This window comes from Pseudomonas sp. IT-P74 (assembly GCF_949768175.1).
GTDB lineage: Bacteria > Pseudomonadota > Gammaproteobacteria > Pseudomonadales > Pseudomonadaceae > Aquipseudomonas.
The window spans coordinates 46,659-63,231 of record NZ_CATKQD010000033.1 but is presented as its reverse complement, the minus strand read 5'-3'; the positions used below and the strand labels follow the sequence as shown (position 1 = coordinate 63,231).

The window sequence follows — 16,573 nt, the reverse complement described above, 5'->3', positions numbered from 1 at the left end:
CCGCATCAAGCGGGCTTTTCTGTATCCGGCGGGTTCAGGATTACAACTCCTTGACGGTCCGAACCTGGTCTTTGTTGATGCGGGTCTGTTTGCCGTCGAGCTGTTCGAATTCGTAGAAACCGGAATCCTTGTCGAATTGTGGCGTGTCGACGGCCTGGATTTCTCGACCGTCATTCAAGGTGATCACTGTAGGCGACGCGCAACCGGCGAGGGTGGCAAGGCCCAGTGCGAGCATGAAAGTGGCGAGGGTCCGTTGAGTCATGAGTTGTGTCTCCGAAAAAGAATTCTTTGGTTGCTGAACTTGAGACGTGCACCGTCCACGCAAGTTCCTGATCAATATCAGTCTGACACAGTGTCATGACCGCTTAAAAGTTCCGGCGTGTTGAGATTTGCCAGCCGAGGGTCGTTGTCCGGGCATTGCAGCGCTGTCGCGCCGAGCTTGCGCATCAACCGGCCAGGGCTGCGCTCACCCTCGTTCCAGGCATTCTCAAATACTGCCCTGTGTAGCACGGGAATCACACACAACAACGGCTCCCAGTGGCCATCATGCCGCACCATCAACGGCTTGTCCGGATGCAGGTTGGCGGCCTCGCGCATCGTGCCGATCAGCGCAGCATCAATACCCGGAACGTCACACGGCATGACCAGCAGGTGGCTATGGCGAGCAGCTTTCAGGCCTGCGCGAATACCTGCCAGCGGCCCGGGGAAGTCACCTTCATCATCGTGGACCAACTGGTCGGCGTAGGGGGCGTACTTCTCAAGGTTTCGATTGCAGGAGATGATCAGGTCATCGGTCAGCGGACGGGTTTTGCGATGCAGATGCACAATCAGCGGTTCGCCGTGCCAGTCCAGCAACCCTTTGTCCCGCCCCCCCATACGTTGGCCGCGGCCGCCCGCCAGGAGCAGAATGGAGCAGGGTGGCAATTGTGAATTCGTGGTCATGGCAGGCCTCCATGGGGGCGGCGAAAAAACGGAGCGCTGTGATATAACACCGGGCTGTTTCTCCTACAACTGGACGAGCCTATGAAAGCCAAGGCTGATGTACCTTTCGCACCGCTGAATATTGCAGTGCTGACTGTCAGCGATACCCGCACACTGGAAACCGACACCTCAGGTCAGGCCTTTGTCGACGGCTTGACCGCTGCCGGTCATTACCTGGCCGCCCGGGTGTTGCTCAAAGATGACCTCTACAAAATTCGAGCGCAAGTCGCCAACTGGATCGCCGACGATGTCGTGCAGGTGGTGCTGATCACCGGCGGTACCGGGTTTACCGGGCGTGACAGCACGCCGGAAGCCGTCGGTTGCCTGCTGGACAAACAGGTCGATGGATTTGGTGAGCTGTTCCGCCAGATCTCGGTTGCCGATATCGGCAGCTCGACCGTTCAGTCTCGGGCTTTGGCCGGTCTGGCCAACGGCACGCTGGTTTGCTGCTTGCCGGGCTCGACCAATGCCGTACGCACCGCTTGGGACGGCATACTGGCCGAGCAGCTGGATTCGCGGCATCGTCCGTGCAATTTCGTGCCCCATTTGAAACAGGCTGCGCCTTGTGAATCCCGTGGGTAAGCCTGGCAAGTCTGGCAGCCTGATGCCTGTCGAGCAGGCGTTGGCGCGCTTGCTGGAAATGGCCGAGGCCTCGAGGATTGTCGAGCGTGAACGCTTGCCGTTGGCGCAGGTACAAGGGCGCGTTCTGGCTGAAGATCTGGTGTCGACGCTCGATCTGCCACCCTGGCCCAACAGCGCCATGGACGGTTATGCCTTGCGCATGGCTGACTGGACGGGAGAGCCGTTGCTGGTCAGTCAGAAGGTGTTTGCCGGTCAGGCCCCCGATCCGTTGCAGCCAGGCACCTGTGCGCGCATTTTCACCGGGGCGCCTGTTCCCGCCGGTGCCGATTGCGTCGAGATGCAGGAAAACGCCGAGGTTCAGGCCGATGAGCGAGTCCGTTTCACTCAAGCCTTGAGCCAAGGTCAGAACATTCGCCCGCAAGGCCAGGAAACCACCGTCGGCGAGTTGATTCTGCCGGCAGGTACGCGGCTGGGGCCGATCGAGCAAGGATTGGCTGCCTCCTTGGGATGTGCTGAGCTGGAAGTGGTTCGCAAGGTGCGCGTGGCGGTGCTGTCTACCGGCGACGAGTTGATTGAGCCGGGGCAGGCGCTGGGGCCAGGGCAGATCTACAACAGCAATCGGGTGTTGTTGTGTAGCTGGTTGCAGCGCTTGGGGTGTGAGGTCGTCGACGCGGGAATTCTGCCGGACAATCTGGAAACCACTCGCTCCCGATTAGGTGAGTTGAAGGATGTCGACCTGATCCTCTCGACCGGTGGCGTATCGGTGGGGGAAGCCGATTTTCTGGGCATCGCCCTGCGCGAAGAGGGCGAACTGACGCTGTGGAAACTCGCCATCAAGCCGGGTAAACCGCTGACGTTCGGGCATTTTCGCGGTGTGCCGGTGATTGGCTTGCCGGGCAATCCGGCGTCGACCCTCGTGACCTTTGCCTTGTTGACCAGACCCTATCTCTTGCGCCGTCAGGGTGTGCAAGACGTTGAGCCACTGAAGGTGCAGGTGCCGGCGGGGTTTGACTGGCGCCAGCCAGGCAATCGGCGCGAGTATTTGCGCGGACGGCTGGAAAACGGCAGGGCGACGATCTACAAGAACCAGAGTTCCGGTGTACTGCGCAGCGCTGCCTGGGCTGATGGACTGGTAGAAGTCCTGGAGGGTCGCACGCTGGCTCAGGGCGATAGCGTTTTCTTCATTCCGCTGAGCGAAGTCCTGGGCTGATAGTTTCAGTGGCTCTGTCACACAAGGCCCGGTTGATTGAGCCGGGTCCTGTGTGGGTGGCAACTCAATGCGCCAGAAGCAATGAAATGACCTGCTCGAAACGACTATTGGCGATCCAGCCAAGGAGGCCGAGGATCACGGCTGTTCCGCAGGCGGAATAGACAAGCCGGTGCTTGATGGATTTGACGTCATCCCGGGCTTCTTCCATGTCCCTGCGTATGCACTTGAGGTGTGTTTCCAGCTCGGTGACGCGAGGTTCCATATCAACTTCTCCCGTGGCTTTTGTGCTGTTGCGGCATTCAGCTCGATGGCCTGCATTTTTATTATCTGTGAGCGGCAAGACCGAAAGGGTCGGTGACGCGAGGTTTTGGCGTTGCATGGCACTTCCTTGTGATGTCCCGCTGGCTCCTAAAACTCTATCAATTCAGATCTCCGGTCAATTGGGCCGATTCCTCATGTTTTGTAAGAAAATTCCTGTGGTGTGGGGGGCAAGACTTTCCGGCTGGAAATAATTCGATTTTTTGCGACTTTTACCGGAGCCTTCGCGGTCAACATCTCCCAGATGCCATTCAAAGCGGGAGTGAGTAATGAGCGATCGCAAGGCGCTATTGATTCTGCATGGCAAGCAAGCGCTCAACGAGGCGGTTCGCACCGCCGTCGAAAACCAGCGTGAGCGAGGTTGGGAGCTGGCTGTTCGATTGACCTGGGAAGCCGGCGATGCGCAGAGGCTGGTGGGCGAAGCGTTGGCGGCCGGGTATCGATACATCATTGCCGGAGGCGGCGATGGCACCTTGCGCGATATCGCCGAAGCCATGGCCGGGCATTCGAAAAAGGCCGGCCTGGTATTGATGCCGTTAGGTACCGCCAATGACTTTGCGCGTGCGGCGGGTGTGCCTCTGGAGCCTGATCAGGCGCTGGAGCTGCTTGATTGCGTGCCGACTGCCATTGATCTGGGGGAGGTTGATGGGCAGATATTCCTGAATATGGCGACCGGTGGGTTCGGCAGTCATGTCACGGCGAACACCCCGGAGGATCTGAAGAAAATCCTCGGCGGTGCGGCATACCTGTTCACCGGCTTGTCACGCTTCAATGAGCTGCATACCGCCTACGGTGAATTGCAGGGGCCGGATTTTCACTGGCGCGGCGATCTGCTGGCACTGGGCATCGGCAATGGCCGGCAGGCCGGAGGTGGGCGGGTGTTGTGCCCGCAGGCATTGGTTGATGACGGTTTGCTGGATATCAGCATCCTGCCAGCGCCGCAGGAGGTGGTCGGGACATTGAAAAACCTGCTGACCGAAGGTTTCGGCATCGACAGCCTGTTTGTCCGGGCGCGCCTGCCCTGGGTCGAGATCAAGGTTTCGGAAGGGCTGTACATCAATCTTGATGGAGAACCGCTGGAAGGGGACAACCTGCGTTTCTCGGTTCGCCCGGCGGCGTTACTCGTGCATCTGCCCGAGGGTTCGCCGCTGTTACGTGCCGGTGAAGTGCCTAGTCATCAAGGCTGATGATTTGTTCGCGCACGGCAAACAGCACGAGGCCGGCCACATCGTAGATCTGCAAGCGCTTCATGACCTGCGAACGGTGGGTTTCGACGGTCTTGACGCTCAACCCCAGGCCGTTGGCGATCTCTCGAGTGGATTTTCCGCGAACGATCAACCGCAGGATTTCCAGCTGACGTGCCGTCAGGTTGTGCGAGTCGGCAGGTTCGGGCTGGTGTTTCTGGTTTCGGGTCAGTGCCTGGTTGATCACCGTGTGGGCAATGGCCGGGCTCAGATAGCGCTCGTTGTTGCGCAAGGCCTCCAGCGCGTGTTCGAGTTCGGTCGCCGTGGTGTCCTTGAGCAGGTAGCCATGGGCTCCGGACTCCAGCGCCTGCATGATCAGGGTCGGGTCGGTGTGCATCGAGAGGATCAGCACCTTGCTCTGCGGGCGCACCCGCTTGAGCTGTTGCAAGGCTTCGAGGCCGCCGGTCTGGCGCATCGAAATATCCAGCAGGACAATATCCGGGGACAGATGCCCGACCATTTCGAGCAGCTGCGAGCCGTCACTGGCCTCACCGATGACGGCATAGCCGGGCAGATCCATTACCAGGGCGCGCACGCCAGCCCTGATCAGCGAGTGGTCATCCACCAGTAGTAAATTACAAGTCAATGCATAACCTTATTCGAACTGGCCCGTTCGAGCGCGCGGGGCGCCCAGGGGAAAAGAGCTTCGATTTGAGTGCCTTTACCCGGCTCGCTGGTCACGGTCAGTGTGCCGCCCAGTTGATCGATCCGTTCCGACATCCCGGCCATACCGCGCTGCCCTTCACGACCAGGGTCGGTTGCGGGGGCGAAGCCCTGACCATCGTCGCTGATCTGCAACTTCAGGCCTTGGGGCAGGCGCTGCAGGCACACTAGCAGGTTCTTGGCCTGGGCATGTCGCAGGATGTTGGTGACCGCTTCCTGGGTAATGCGGAAAGCTGCCACGGCCATTTCCTCCGGTATGCCGGTCAGGCGCTGCTGGCATTCCAGGCTCCAGTGCACCGGGGTGTTGGCCAAAGTCTTGAGCAGGTGCGCCCGCAGACTGGCTTCCAGCCCAAGGCTGGTCAACTGCCGGGGATTGAGAATGGCGGATACGTCACGAACTTTGGCCAGGGTTTCTTCCAGCGTGTCGCAGAGGACCGTGCATTGTCCCTGGAGCTCTTCGGGCATCCGGCGTTTGAGCCAGTCACTTTGCAGTTTGGCGGCGGTCAGCAATTGACCGATGTCGTCATGCAGTTCGCGGCTAAGCCGGTGACGTTCGTTTTCCTGGACCTGCAACAGCCGGTCGGCCAGTTCCTGGGGCTGGAATTTGATCGATTTGCGCGAGAGGCAGTACTGCGCGACAACACTGGTCAGTGCCGCAATGTTGAGCACCAGCAATGACAGGGGCAACGGGATGGACAAGCCATAGACCAGTAGACTGCCGAGGGTCGAGCAGGCGCATAGCGACAGCGTAAATGAGCGTGCATTTTCCCGGGAGGGTGGCCACTTGGCGATTGACTTGAGGCTGGCGTGCATAGCGGATGGAGCCAATGGATGTTCGCTGCGGGCTGACCGGTCATGCTGGCTGACAGGCCCCTGTTTTTTATGTGGAGCGCCGACGAGCTCAGCTCCGAACTGCAATGAGCTGTGTCCGGCTGCATTCACACTGCCATTAATTGGCGTCAACTAACAGGCGGCATGGTAGCACTTAAGATACCGTTGGTCGCGTCCGTATATAGGTGGTCATTTGCGACATGTGCGCACTCAAGTTACAGCGCGGAATTGATAACCAGAACACGCCATATGGCATGTTTTGGCAAGTTCAGGCCTGTCGCTCCGAATAGGATACGAGGGTGAAAGGCCTGGCGTTGACCGGTGGTTGAAACCGGCTTTGCCCGACCTGAAAGGCAAAGGCTTCGATCAGGGTGACCTGCTCGCTGTCGTCGAGGCTGAGCTGTCCGGTGGTCTGGTCGATGAGTTCGAGTTGCCAGGCAATCAGGGTCAGGCAGTCTTTCAGGGCACTGAGCGCCTCGTCGTGCAGGCTCATGGTGTTCTGTGCATGATTGAGCAGGCCATGAATATGCAGAGAGAATTCAGACACGGCCGCCAACGCCAGGGTATCGGCCTTGTTGGCCAGCTTGAGCAATGTGCTGAGCATGCAGTCGATGGCGTCCTTGTCATTGCTGATCAGCTGCAGATGACTCAGGCATTCCTCGGTTTTAGCCAGGAGTTTTTCAGCCTCGACAAGAAACTCCGGGAGCCGCTGAGCCCACTCTTTACGGTCGTTCGGCATACTTATCTCCACAACGTCATGTCAAATGAGGGGATATCGTGTGTGTCGACGAGGGCGGTCGGAACCCCGGCATTGCCGAGTCGTCGGGTGAACGAACTGCGACTGGCCCGCAAGCAGGCTGGGGAACACGAGAAGGTGGTTGGCCACTGGCTTGCGATCGCACACAAAAGCCTGACTCCGTTCATGCAATGAGAATGGCGTCACATTAATGGCTATTGGATATTGCGAATATCAGGTTGCACCTGATTGTTGATAGGGGAATCCCTTACGCAGGGGAACCTTTCGCGAGAACCAGGGTCGCGTGGCGAAGAAGTGCGGCAGATGTAATCACAGCGTCAGTAAAGCATGATGTTAATGTGACATCAATGGCCGGGCGTGGCATTTTAGAGAGGGTCAAGCTTCGGCAACAACAGCCGATAACCTTCCTTAAGTGAATTCATCCGAACAAGACCTGGAGTCATTGATGGCCGGCATTCTCGACACGGTAGACCAACGCACGCAACTGGTGGGTGAGAATCGCCTGGAAATTCTCATGTTCCGGCTCGCCGGACGGCAATTGTTCGCGATCAACGTCTTTAAAGTACAGGAAGTCCTGCAGCTGCCAAAGTTGACGCTGATGCCGCAGCGCCATCCTTTTGTGTGCGGCGTGGTCAACCTGCGTGGCCAGACCCTGCCGGTGATCGACCTGTCCCAGGCCATTGGCATGCGTCCGTTGGTGCCGGGGCCTGGCAGCACGATTATCGTCACCGAATATAACCGTTCGGTTCAGGCCTTCCTGGTCGGCGGGGTGGACCGGATCGTCAACATGAACTGGGAAGCCATCCTGCCGCCCCCAAGCAGCGCCGGCCGCCAGCACTACCTGACAGCCATCAGCAAGGTCGATGACCAACTGGTGGAAATCATCGACGTCGAAAAGGTCCTGGCCGAAATAGTCCCGTACAACGCCAAGGTCTCCCGCGACAAGCTCGAAGATCCGGTGCTGGAACGCGCCCGTGGCCGTGAGGTGCTGCTGGTGGATGACTCGAACGTGGCCTTGACGCAATTGCGCGATACCCTGGGACAGTTGGGCGTGAAGATGCACATCGCCAGTGACGGGTTGAAGGCCTTGAACATGCTCAAGGCCTGGGCCGATACCGGCGTGGACATGACCGAAAAACTGCTGATGGTCTTCACCGATGCGGAAATGCCGGAAATGGATGGCTATCGCCTGACCACCGAGATCCGCAACGATCCGCGCCTGCGCGGCTTGTACGTGGTGCTGCACACCTCGCTGTCCGGCAGCTTCAACGACTCGATGGTGAAAAAGGTCGGCTGCGACAATTTCCTCTCCAAATTCCAGCCGGACAAACTCGTCGATGTGGTGCGCCAGCGCCTGATGCTCGACGAAGTAACGGCCTGAATAAAACAGCGGACATACTGTGGGAGCGAGCCTGCTCGCGAAGGCGGTGTGACATTTGGCCTCAATGTCGACTGATACGCACTCATCGTCGGAACGCCGCCCGGACCAAGCTCGCTCCCACAGGGATGGCGGTAAGCGATTGTCAGCCTTTGATTCGGTGATCAAGCTCGTATAGGGTGGCGTTTTTACCTGACAGGGAGCTGGCCATGTTGCGTCTGAGCGCGCTGTATCGTTATCCGTTGAAGTCCGCCAAGGCCGAGACCTTGCAAGCGATCGGCCTCGATAAACTCGGACTGGACGGCGATCGCCGCTGGATGCTGGTGGACGAGGCCAGTGGGCGCTTCCTGACCCAGCGCGCGGTGGCGCAGATGAGCCAGTTGTCGGCGCTGTGGAATGCCGAGGGTGGCTTGACCCTCAGCGCGCCCGGCCATTCGCCGATCGATATTGCCATGCCTGGTAACGATGCAGAGTTGCGTGGCGTGACGATCTGGCGCGATACCTTGCGAGTCCCTGATGCGGGCGATGAAGCAGGGGCCTGGGTCAGCCGGTTCATCGGCAAACCGACACGCCTGGTGCAAGTGCCGCTGGATCGGGCGCGGATGACGGAGGCCGGCTTCGGCAAGGATGACGACCAGGTGGCGTTCGCCGATGGCTATCCGCTGTTGCTGATTGGCCAGGCCTCTCTCGAGGACTTGTCGCAACGGGTCGGGCGCCCGTTGGAGATGCTGCGTTTCCGGCCGAACCTGGTGATCGAAGGCAGTGCAGCGTTCGCCGAGGATGGCTGGAAGCGTATCCGTATCGGCGAGGCCGAGTTTCGCGTGGTCAAGTCCTGTTCGCGCTGCATCCTGACCACCATCGACCCGCAGACCGGGGAGCGCAGCGAAGATCGCGAACCCTTGGCCACCTTGCAGAAATACCGTGCCCAGGCGGACGGCGCAATGTTCGGCCAGAACCTGGTCAACGACGGCAACGGTCGACTCGAAGTCGGCATGCCGGTGGAGATCCTTGAGTAACTTTGCGCAGAATAAAAAAATGCCCGTGTCGAAAAACACGGGCATTTTTTATGGCAGTGAAGCCCGACAGGTTTAGCCGCGGTATTCGCACAGGTAAGCGGTGTCGACGGCGACTTTCAGCTGGAACTTGCTGTTGGCCGGCACGTTGAACTGGCTGCCGGCGGCGAAGGTTTCCCAGTCGCTGCTGTCTGGCAGCATGACGGTCAATGCGCCGCTGACCACGTGCATGATTTCACGCTGGCTGGTGCCGAATTCGTACTCGCCCGGAGCCATGACGCCGAGGGTCGCTGGACCTTCTGCGGTGCCAAAGGCGATCGACTTGACGGTGCCGTCGAAGTACTCGTTGACTTTAAACATGGGCGATTCCTCGAAAAGGGCTAAAAAGGGCCGGCCAGTATGCACAAGGCCCCGGGAGTCGTCACCTGTCTAAAGCGGAAGAACCAGCGGCAGCAGGCGTGCGGTATTGCGCGCATCTTCCAGCGCCCGGTGTTGTTGGCCGTTGAACTGCAAGCCGGCCAGTTGCAACGCGCCGTTTAATCCCAGCGGGCGTTCCAGTCGTCTGGCCTTGGCAAAGCGCTGTTTGAGGTTCATGTGCGGTACGTTGGCCAGCATGCTGGCGAGTCCCAGTTGTTGCCAATCCTGAAGCAGTTGTTTGCGATCGTAATCGCCCCAACTGGCCCAGCCCTCAAGTCGCGTGTGGTGTTGGCCGAGCCAGCGTTCAAACGCCGGCCAGACTTCGCCCAGCGGTTGCGCGGTATCGATGTTGGCTTGGGTGATGCGCGTCAGCTCGCGGCAAAACGGCGTCAGCAACGGCCGCCGCACAGGGCGGACGAAGCGCTGGAAGTGGTCCAGCTCGCGTCCCTTGCGGTCCACCAGAGTGGCGCCGATTTCAATGATTTCCATATCCGTTACGGGCCAACCCCCTTCATCGGTGGTGGCCTCCAGATCAATGACCAGCCAATGAGGCATTGCAGGGTTCCTGGTATCCGCGTCCTGTAGGGTTTGAGCGTAGCCAAACCCGGCAGTTCCGCCTAGCGCCTTATTCGACCTCCAACAGAATCTGCCGGTTTTTCACCTGATCCCCGACTTTGACCTGCAAGCGTTTGAGAACACCGTCGATGCCCGATTTCAATGGGTGCTCCATTTTCATCGCCTCCAGTACGACCAGCAGTTGGCCCTTGGTCACCTTGCTGCCTTCGTTGACCAGGACGTCGACAATCGCCCCGTCCATCGGCGCCTTGAGGGTACCGGAGCTGACACTGGCCTGACCGGTAACCTGCGTCTGAGTGCGATCCACGAACTGCAGGCTGCCTGGCCGGGTAAACAGCCAGAGACGCCCGGCCTCCAGACGATAGGCGTGGCGTTGGCGAACGCCTTCGATTTCCAGGGTGGCCCAGCGTCCGTCGCTGTGGATGATCTTCAGTTCGAAGCTGCGCTCGGCGACCTGAATGCGTAACGGCTGGCCCGGGATCGCCTGCAACGCTACCGGCCAGTCCTGATCCTCAAGGCCGATGCGATAGTGCAGCGGCACGCTGGCATTGTTGCGCCAACCGCCAAGCGGTGCCGGGTGAGCCTGTGCCGCCGCCTGATAAAACAGGGCGGCGACGATGGCCAAGTGGTGCGCAGCTGGGGTTTTGCGATGCAGGCAGGGGTGGTCGGCGAAGTGCTGCGCGATGAACCCGGTACTGAAATCTCCGCTGGCGAACTGCGGGTGTTCCAGCAGGCCGGCAAGCAGGCGTTGATTGCTTTGCAGCCCCAGCAGCACGCTGTCTTGTACGGCCCGCAGCAGTTTGCGCCGGGCTTCCTCGCGGGTGGCACCGTGTGCGATGAGCTTGCCGAGCATCGGGTCGTAGAAGGGACTGATGACCTGGCCTTCGATCAGGCTGTGGTCGATGCGTACGCCGTCCTGCAATGCCGGTTCCCAGGCCACGACGCGCCCGGTTTGCGGCAGGAAACCCTGGGCCGGGTCTTCGGCGTACAGGCGTACTTCCATGGCGTGGCCTGTGAGTTGCACCTGTTCCTGGCGCAAGGGCAATGGTTGCCCCTCGGCGATGTTCAGTTGCCAGGCCACCAGGTCCAGCCCGGTGATCAGTTCGGTCACCGGGTGTTCCACTTGCAGTCGGGTGTTCATCTCCAGGAAATAGAACTGCCCGCGCGCATCCAGCAAAAACTCCACGGTGCCCGCGCCGACGTAGTTCACCGCGCGCCCGGCCTTGAGCGCCGCTTCGCCCATGGCCTGGCGCAACTCAGCGGTCATCACCGGGCAGGGCGCTTCCTCGATGACTTTCTGATGCCGGCGCTGCACCGAGCAATCGCGTTCGCCGAGGTAAATCAGGTTGCCATGCCGGTCACCGAACAGCTGGATCTCGACGTGACGGGGTTCGACCAGTGCCTGTTCTAGAATCAGTTCGCCGTTGCCAAAACCGTTCAAGGCTTCGGAGCGCGCGGTGCGAATCTGTTCCAGCAAGTCGCGGGCGTCATGCACCAGGCGCATGCCGCGTCCACCGCCGCCAGCGCTGGCCTTGATCATCAACGGATAGCCGATGCGCTCGGCTTCGCGGCTCAGGGTGGCGTCGTCCTGTTCGGTGCCTTGATAGCCGTTGATGCACGGTACACCGGCGTCGATCATGGCGATTTTCGACAGGCGCTTGCTGCCCATCAGTTCGATGGCCTCGGGGCTGGGGCCGATGAAGGTGAAACCGGCGTCCCGACAGGCAAGGGCAAACCCGGCGTTTTCCGAGAGGAAACCGTAGCCCGGATGGATCGCATCCGCGCCCGTGCGCCGCGCTGCGTCGAGAATGGCCGGGATGTTCAGGTAAGACTGTTGCACCGGGGCCGGGCCGATATTGACCGCCTCGTCGGCCATCCGCACGTGCAGCGCATCGGCGTCGGCGTCGCTGAACACGGCGACGGTGCGATAGCCCAGTGCCTGGGCCGTGCGCTGGATGCGGCAGGCGATTTCACCGCGGTTGGCGATGAGGATTTTTTTGAGTCCGGGCATGGGTAGGCTCTCTGATTTTTAGCGGTGTCTGGTTGGGCCTCTTCGCGAGCAGGCTCGCTCCCACAGGGTTTATGAACGACATAAATCCAATGTGGGAGCGAGCTTGCTCGCGATGCTTTTCAGGAGGCCCACCCCGGTTTGCTTTTTTGCACGAAGGCCATCGTTCCCTCGACACCTTCGGCTCCGGTCACCGCTTCGCTGAACCATTCGGCAGCCTGATCAAGCAGCGCATCCGAGGGCTGTCCCGCACTGGCCAGCAAGAGTTTTTTGGTCGCCGCATTCGCCCCTGGCGCACAACACAGCACATGGGCCAACACCTCATCGAGACGTTCGGCCAGGGCCTGCGGATCATGCTCGACAAAATGCACCAGCCCCATGCGCCGCGCCTGGGTACCGTCGAAACGCGCCGCCGTCAGGGCCAGGCGCCGGGTCTGGGTCAAGCCGATGCGCTGCACCACGAACGGCACGATCTGCGCCGGCAACAGGCCGAGGCTGGTTTCCGGCAGGCCGAATTGCGCCTGGTGATCGGCCAGGGCGATATCGCTGACGCAGGCCAGGCCGAGACCGCCGCCGAGTACCGCGCCTTGCAGCACCGTGATCACCACTTGCGGTGCGTGTTGCACCTCTTGCAATAGCGCGCCGAACACCCGGTTCAGGTCCCGGTGCGCAGTCGAGCCTTGAGCGCGGGCATTGGCCATGTCCTTGATGTCGCCGCCGGCACAGAAGTGCCCGCCGACGCCGCCGATCACCAGGGCGCGAACTCCGGGTTTATCGCGTACCGCGGCCAGCACCGAGCGCAACTCGGCGACCATCTGCAAGCTCATCGCATTGCGGCATTCCGGGCGGTTGAGGGTGATGTGCAACACGCCGTTGTGCAGTTCCAGCAGCAAGGTCTGGCAAACCGGCAGGTTGTTCATTTCTTCTTCCCCGGCAGAATGCCCATGAGTTTGCAGATGATCCCCAGCATGATTTCGTCGGCGCCGCCGCCGATCGACACCAGCCGTACATCGCGGTAAGCCCGGGCCACCGGGTTGTCCCACATGAAGCCCATGCCACCCCAGTATTGCAGGCAACTGTCACTGACTTCGCGGCCCAGTCGCCCGGCCTTGAGCTTGGCCATGGAGGCCAGGCGCGTGACGTCCTGGCCTTTGATGTATTGCTCGGTGGCCTGATAGACCAGCGCCCGCAGGCATTCGATTTCGGTTTGCAGTTCAGCCAGGCGAAAGTGGATCACCTGATTGTCGATCAGCGCGTTGCCGAAGGTTTTGCGCTCCTTGCAGTATTCGATGGTGCTGTCGACGCAGTACTCCAGACCCTTGATCATGTTGGCCGCGCCGAACAGGCGTTCCTCCTGGAACTGCAGCATCTGCATCATGAACCCCGCGCCTTCATGACCGATGCGGTTGCGCTGCGGTACGCGCACGTTGTCGAAAAACACCTGGGCGGTTTCCGAACTGCGCATGCCGAGCTTGTCCAGATGCGAACTCAAGCTGATGCCCGGCGTGTTCATCGGCACCATGATCAGCGACTTGTTGATGTGCGGCTTGTCGTCCGAGGTGTTGGCCAGCAGGCAGATGAAGTCGGCGCTCGGCGAATTGGTGATCCACATCTTGCTGCCGTTGATCACGTAGTCGTCGCCGTCCTTGCGCGCCGTGGTTTTCAGCCCGGCGACGTCGGAGCCGGCGCCGACTTCGGAGACACCGATGCAGCCGACCTGCTCGCCGCTGATGGCCGGGCGCAGGAATTCCTCGCGCAGTTCATCGGAGCCGAACCGTGCGAGTGCAGGTGTGCACATGTCGGTCTGCACGCCGATGGACATCGGAATGCCGCCGCAATGGATGGTGCCGAACTCTTCGGCGGCGACGATCGAATAGCTGTAGTCGAGCCCCATGCCGCCGAATTTTTCCGGTTTGGAAATGCCCAGCAAACCGAGATCGCCGGCCTTGCGGAAGATCTCGTGGATGGGGAAGCGCCCGGCCTTTTCCCATTCCTCGACGTGGGGGTTGATCTCATGCTCGACGAACTGGCGAACGGTGCGGCGCAGTGCTTCGTGTTCCTGGGTGAAGATCATTTTTATTGTTCTCCTGTTAGTCGGCTTAGAGCCGCGCCACACCAAAGCTGTTGGTTTGCAGAGGCCGCCTTTCGGCCTCGTGACAGATATCCAGCAAGTAACCCAGCAACGTCCGGGTATCGCGCGGGTCGATCAAACCGTCGTCCCACAGATTGGCGCTGCCGTAGAGCGCCGTGGACTGGCTGTCGAGTTTCTGCGCGGTGACTTGTTCGAGCATGTCGAGCATTTTCGGATCGGGCACCAGGCCATCCTTGGCCTGTTTGGCCTCGGTGACGATGCGCAGCACTTTGCCCGCTTGCGCGCCGCCCATCACGGCGGTGCGGCTGTTGGGCCAGGCGAAGATGAAGCGCGGGTCCAGGCCGCGCCCGCACATTGCATAGTTGCCGGCACCATAGGAGCCACCGACGACGATGGTCAGTTTCGGCACCCGGGCGTTGGCCACCGCCTGAATCATCTTCGCGCCGTGCTTGATCACGCCTTGCTGTTCCGATTCGGTGCCGACCATGAATCCGGTGGTGTTGTGGAAAAACAGCAGCGGCGTCTGGCTCTGATCGCACAGCTGGATGAACTGCGCGGCCTTGCTCGCGCCCTTTGGCGTGATCGGGCCGTTGTTGCCGATGAAACCACAGGCGCGGCCCTGAACTTTCAGATGACCGCACACCGTCTGCTGATCGAACTCGCCCTTGAATTCAAGAAAGTTCGAAGCGTCGGCGAGGCGGGCGATGATTTCGCGCACGTCGTAGGGCTTTTTCGGATCATCCGGGATCAGCCCCAGCAGTTCATCGATGGGGTAGAGCGGTTCCTTCCAGCGACGTTCGGGTAGTGGGGGCAACTGCTCGTTCCATGGCAACAGGCTGACGATCTCGCGTACCTGACGCACGCCGTCGGCGTCGTTTTCGGCCAGGTATTCGGCGGTGCCGGCGGTTTGTGCGTGCATCTCGGCGCCGCCCAGTTCTTCATCGGTGGCCACTTCGCCGGTGGCGGCCTTGAGCAGTGGGGGACCTGCGAGAAACAGCTTCGCCTTGCCGCGTACCACCACCACGTAATCCGACAGTCCCGGCTGATACGCGCCGCCCGCCGTGGCCGAACCGTGCACCACGGTGACCTGCGGCAAACCCATGGCCGACATCCGCGCCTGATTGGCAAAGCTGCGTGCGCCTTCGACGAAAATCTCCGCCGCGTAATTGAGGTTGGCGCCGCCGCTTTCGGCGAGGGTGATCACCGGCAGTTTGTTTTCCATGGCGATCTGTTGCAGGCGCAGGGACTTCTTCAAACCGCTGGGAGAGATGGTTCCGCCCCTGATCGCGCTGTTGTTCGCCACCACCAGCACGCGCACGCCGGACACGTAGCCGATGCCGGCGATCAAGCCGCCACCGGCGCAGCTGCCATCCTTGTCGTCGTGCAGCTTGTAGCCGGCCAGGCTCGCCAGTTCGAGAAACGGCGCACCGGGGTCCAGCAGTAGATTGAGGCGTTCCCGGGGCAGCAACTGGCCGCGTTTTTCGAACTTCGGCCTGGCTTCGTCAGCCTTGTTCAGCAGGTTCTGTTCGAGCACGCGAACTTGCTCGATGGCGCTCAGCATCACCGCACGGTTCTGGGCGAACGACTCGCTGTGGGGATCGAGTAACGATTGAATCACCGGCATGGGTTATTCCTTGTCCTTCAATACGTCGGGTATGTAGGCGCGGTGGAAACCGTTGTACGACTCGCTGTTGGTCGCCTTGTGGATCGGCCAGGCGCGGCCGCCGAGGCTGGCGGCGCCGTCGATGCGCAAGGTGCTGCCGCTGACGAACGCCGCTGCCGGGCTGAGGAGGAAAACTATCGCCGCGCTGACTTCCGATTCGGTGCCGATACGCTTGAGCGGCACATGTTCGCGCAGGGTCGGGATCACGGCCTTGAAGGCGCCTTCGTAGGTGTCCATGCCGCTGGAGGCAATCCACCCCGGCGCCACGGCGTTGACCCGCACCCCGGCATGACCCCATTCGTACGCGGCGGTCTTGGTCAGGTTGTCCATGCCCGAACGTGCCGCGCCGGAGTGGCCCATGCCCGGCATGCCGCCCCACATGTCGGCGAGCATATTGACGATGGCGCCGCCGTGCTTGCTCATGGACTGGTTGAACACTTCCCGGGCCATCAGGAAACCGCCCACCAGATTGGTGCGCATCACGGTTTCGAAACCCTTCTGATTGATCGAGGCCAGGGGCGACGGGTACTGCCCGCCCGCGTTATTGACCAGGCCATGAATGGGGCCATGCTTGCGGATCAATTCGCTGACCAGATGCTGCACCAATTCTTCCTCGCGGATATCGCAAACCGCCCAGTCGGCCTTGCCGCCGTCGTCGGTGATCTCCGCCGCAACGGTTTTCAGCTTGTCGGCCTTGCGCCCGACCAGCAGCACATGGGCGCCGAGGGCCGCCAGTTCGTGGGCGGTGCAGCGGCCGATGCCACTGCCGCCACCGGTGACGATGATGTTTTGGCCGGCAAACAAATCGGCTTTGAAAATCGAATCGTAGGCCATGGCGGC

The 16,573-nt window shown here is 60.8% G+C and carries 18 protein-coding genes; 5 read left to right on the top strand and 13 right to left on the bottom strand.

Annotated features, from left to right (window positions below; all coding sequences use genetic code 11):
- Nucleotides 1–40: 40 nt before the first annotated feature.
- The gene (locus tag ACM6J5_RS16610; protein WP_007994800.1) at nucleotides 41–262 is read right to left on the bottom strand and encodes a YgdI/YgdR family lipoprotein; all 222 of its coding nucleotides are present in this window, start codon (nucleotides 260–262) and stop codon (nucleotides 41–43) included.
- A gap of 77 nt (nucleotides 263–339) precedes the next feature.
- Complete coding sequence (mobA, locus tag ACM6J5_RS16605) at nucleotides 340–942, bottom strand: molybdenum cofactor guanylyltransferase MobA (protein ID WP_095946328.1); 603 nt, start codon at nucleotides 940–942, stop codon at nucleotides 340–342.
- Nucleotides 943–1,023: 81 nt separating this feature from the next.
- On the opposite strand from mobA, the gene moaB reads away from it, so the two are divergent.
- Both moaB and glp read left to right on the top strand, forming a co-directional pair.
- Nucleotides 1,024–1,563, top strand: a complete 540-nt coding sequence (moaB, locus tag ACM6J5_RS16600) for a molybdenum cofactor biosynthesis protein B (RefSeq protein WP_095946329.1) — start codon at nucleotides 1,024–1,026, stop codon at nucleotides 1,561–1,563.
- Nucleotides 1,547–2,773: a gephyrin-like molybdotransferase Glp gene (glp, locus tag ACM6J5_RS16595; RefSeq protein WP_095946330.1), complete on the top strand. Its 1,227-nt coding sequence runs from the start codon at nucleotides 1,547–1,549 to the stop codon at nucleotides 2,771–2,773. Before moaB ends, glp begins: the two co-directional genes overlap by 17 nt.
- A 64-nt stretch (nucleotides 2,774–2,837) precedes the next feature.
- On the opposite strand, the gene ACM6J5_RS16590 is transcribed toward glp, so the two are convergent.
- Nucleotides 2,838–3,152 (bottom strand): hypothetical protein, encoded by a 315-nt coding sequence (locus tag ACM6J5_RS16590; RefSeq protein ID WP_224790035.1) that lies wholly within the window; start codon nucleotides 3,150–3,152, stop codon nucleotides 2,838–2,840.
- 208 nt (nucleotides 3,153–3,360) lie between these two features.
- Here ACM6J5_RS16590 and yegS point away from each other — a divergent pair, with 208 nt between their 5' ends.
- Nucleotides 3,361–4,278, top strand: a complete 918-nt coding sequence (yegS, locus tag ACM6J5_RS16585; protein ID WP_095946331.1) for a lipid kinase YegS — start codon at nucleotides 3,361–3,363, stop codon at nucleotides 4,276–4,278.
- On the opposite strand, the gene ACM6J5_RS16580 is transcribed toward yegS, so the two are convergent.
- The 3 genes from ACM6J5_RS16580 to ACM6J5_RS16570 form a co-directional block, all read right to left on the bottom strand.
- Nucleotides 4,262–4,921: a response regulator transcription factor gene (locus ACM6J5_RS16580; protein WP_095946332.1), complete on the bottom strand. Its 660-nt coding sequence runs from the start codon at nucleotides 4,919–4,921 to the stop codon at nucleotides 4,262–4,264. The genes yegS and ACM6J5_RS16580 overlap by 17 nt on opposite strands.
- Nucleotides 4,918–5,811: a sensor histidine kinase gene (locus ACM6J5_RS16575; RefSeq protein WP_150673637.1), complete on the bottom strand. Its 894-nt coding sequence runs from the start codon at nucleotides 5,809–5,811 to the stop codon at nucleotides 4,918–4,920. Before ACM6J5_RS16575 ends, ACM6J5_RS16580 begins: the two co-directional genes overlap by 4 nt.
- 286 nt (nucleotides 5,812–6,097) lie before the next feature.
- The gene (locus ACM6J5_RS16570) at nucleotides 6,098–6,568 is read right to left on the bottom strand and encodes a hypothetical protein (protein WP_095946334.1); all 471 of its coding nucleotides are present in this window, start codon (nucleotides 6,566–6,568) and stop codon (nucleotides 6,098–6,100) included.
- Between the two features lie 463 nt (nucleotides 6,569–7,031).
- Between ACM6J5_RS16570 and ACM6J5_RS16565 the strand changes: the two genes are divergently transcribed.
- Together ACM6J5_RS16565 and ACM6J5_RS16560 are read left to right on the top strand one after the other, a co-directional pair.
- The gene (locus ACM6J5_RS16565; protein WP_150673604.1) at nucleotides 7,032–7,967 is read left to right on the top strand and encodes a chemotaxis protein CheV; all 936 of its coding nucleotides are present in this window, start codon (nucleotides 7,032–7,034) and stop codon (nucleotides 7,965–7,967) included.
- 206 nt (nucleotides 7,968–8,173) lie between these two features.
- Nucleotides 8,174–8,980 (top strand): MOSC domain-containing protein, encoded by an 807-nt coding sequence (locus tag ACM6J5_RS16560; RefSeq protein WP_095946251.1) that lies wholly within the window; start codon nucleotides 8,174–8,176, stop codon nucleotides 8,978–8,980.
- A gap of 72 nt (nucleotides 8,981–9,052) precedes the next feature.
- Here ACM6J5_RS16560 and ACM6J5_RS16555 read toward each other — a convergent pair whose 3' ends face one another.
- The 7 genes from ACM6J5_RS16555 to ACM6J5_RS16525 form a co-directional block, all read right to left on the bottom strand.
- Entirely contained in the window at nucleotides 9,053–9,337 is a 285-nt protein-coding gene (locus tag ACM6J5_RS16555; RefSeq protein WP_414928987.1) for a pyrimidine/purine nucleoside phosphorylase, read from the bottom strand.
- A gap of 69 nt (nucleotides 9,338–9,406) precedes the next feature.
- On the bottom strand, nucleotides 9,407–9,949 hold the full coding sequence (locus ACM6J5_RS16550) for an exonuclease domain-containing protein (protein ID WP_095946253.1): 543 nt from the start codon (nucleotides 9,947–9,949) through the stop codon (nucleotides 9,407–9,409).
- A 70-nt stretch (nucleotides 9,950–10,019) separates the two neighbouring features.
- Nucleotides 10,020–11,981: an acetyl-CoA carboxylase biotin carboxylase subunit gene (locus ACM6J5_RS16545; RefSeq protein WP_414928986.1), complete on the bottom strand. Its 1,962-nt coding sequence runs from the start codon at nucleotides 11,979–11,981 to the stop codon at nucleotides 10,020–10,022.
- A gap of 119 nt (nucleotides 11,982–12,100) precedes the next feature.
- Nucleotides 12,101–12,898: an enoyl-CoA hydratase/isomerase family protein gene (locus ACM6J5_RS16540; protein ID WP_414928985.1), complete on the bottom strand. Its 798-nt coding sequence runs from the start codon at nucleotides 12,896–12,898 to the stop codon at nucleotides 12,101–12,103.
- The gene (atuD, locus tag ACM6J5_RS16535; RefSeq protein WP_008049124.1) at nucleotides 12,895–14,052 is read right to left on the bottom strand and encodes a citronellyl-CoA dehydrogenase; all 1,158 of its coding nucleotides are present in this window, start codon (nucleotides 14,050–14,052) and stop codon (nucleotides 12,895–12,897) included. The genes ACM6J5_RS16540 and atuD overlap by 4 nt, the downstream gene beginning before the upstream one ends.
- Before the next feature lie 25 nt (nucleotides 14,053–14,077).
- Nucleotides 14,078–15,694, bottom strand: a complete 1,617-nt coding sequence (atuC, locus tag ACM6J5_RS16530) for a geranyl-CoA carboxylase subunit beta (RefSeq protein WP_095946256.1) — start codon at nucleotides 15,692–15,694, stop codon at nucleotides 14,078–14,080.
- Between the two features lie 3 nt (nucleotides 15,695–15,697).
- A complete protein-coding gene (locus ACM6J5_RS16525) occupies nucleotides 15,698–16,567 on the bottom strand; it encodes an SDR family oxidoreductase (RefSeq protein ID WP_150673607.1) in 870 nt (289 codons plus the stop codon).
- Nucleotides 16,568–16,573 lie beyond the last annotated feature (6 nt).

What these genes read in the sequence shown, in the direction of transcription:
- ACM6J5_RS16540 (WP_414928985.1), bottom strand. Translation starts at nt 12,898, where the DNA reads ATGAACAACCTGCCGGTTTGCCAGACCTTGCTGCTGGAACTGCACAAC.
- ACM6J5_RS16560 (WP_095946251.1), top strand. Translation starts at nt 8,174, where the DNA reads ATGTTGCGTCTGAGCGCGCTGTATCGTTATCCGTTGAAGTCCGCCAAG.
- ACM6J5_RS16545 (WP_414928986.1), bottom strand. Translation starts at nt 11,981, where the DNA reads ATGCCCGGACTCAAAAAAATCCTCATCGCCAACCGCGGTGAAATCGCC.
- ACM6J5_RS16525 (WP_150673607.1), bottom strand. Translation starts at nt 16,567, where the DNA reads ATGGCCTACGATTCGATTTTCAAAGCCGATTTGTTTGCCGGCCAAAAC.
- ACM6J5_RS16590 (WP_224790035.1), bottom strand. Translation starts at nt 3,152, where the DNA reads ATGCAACGCCAAAACCTCGCGTCACCGACCCTTTCGGTCTTGCCGCTC.
- atuD (WP_008049124.1), bottom strand. Translation starts at nt 14,052, where the DNA reads ATGATCTTCACCCAGGAACACGAAGCACTGCGCCGCACCGTTCGCCAG.
- ACM6J5_RS16565 (WP_150673604.1), top strand. Translation starts at nt 7,032, where the DNA reads ATGGCCGGCATTCTCGACACGGTAGACCAACGCACGCAACTGGTGGGT.
- ACM6J5_RS16550 (WP_095946253.1), bottom strand. Translation starts at nt 9,949, where the DNA reads ATGCCTCATTGGCTGGTCATTGATCTGGAGGCCACCACCGATGAAGGG.
- moaB (WP_095946329.1), top strand. Translation starts at nt 1,024, where the DNA reads ATGAAAGCCAAGGCTGATGTACCTTTCGCACCGCTGAATATTGCAGTG.
- ACM6J5_RS16570 (WP_095946334.1), bottom strand. Translation starts at nt 6,568, where the DNA reads ATGCCGAACGACCGTAAAGAGTGGGCTCAGCGGCTCCCGGAGTTTCTT.
- mobA (WP_095946328.1), bottom strand. Translation starts at nt 942, where the DNA reads ATGACCACGAATTCACAATTGCCACCCTGCTCCATTCTGCTCCTGGCG.
- yegS (WP_095946331.1), top strand. Translation starts at nt 3,361, where the DNA reads ATGAGCGATCGCAAGGCGCTATTGATTCTGCATGGCAAGCAAGCGCTC.
- ACM6J5_RS16575 (WP_150673637.1), bottom strand. Translation starts at nt 5,811, where the DNA reads ATGCACGCCAGCCTCAAGTCAATCGCCAAGTGGCCACCCTCCCGGGAA.
- ACM6J5_RS16555 (WP_414928987.1), bottom strand. Translation starts at nt 9,337, where the DNA reads ATGTTTAAAGTCAACGAGTACTTCGACGGCACCGTCAAGTCGATCGCC.
- ACM6J5_RS16610 (WP_007994800.1), bottom strand. Translation starts at nt 262, where the DNA reads ATGACTCAACGGACCCTCGCCACTTTCATGCTCGCACTGGGCCTTGCC.
- atuC (WP_095946256.1), bottom strand. Translation starts at nt 15,694, where the DNA reads ATGCCGGTGATTCAATCGTTACTCGATCCCCACAGCGAGTCGTTCGCC.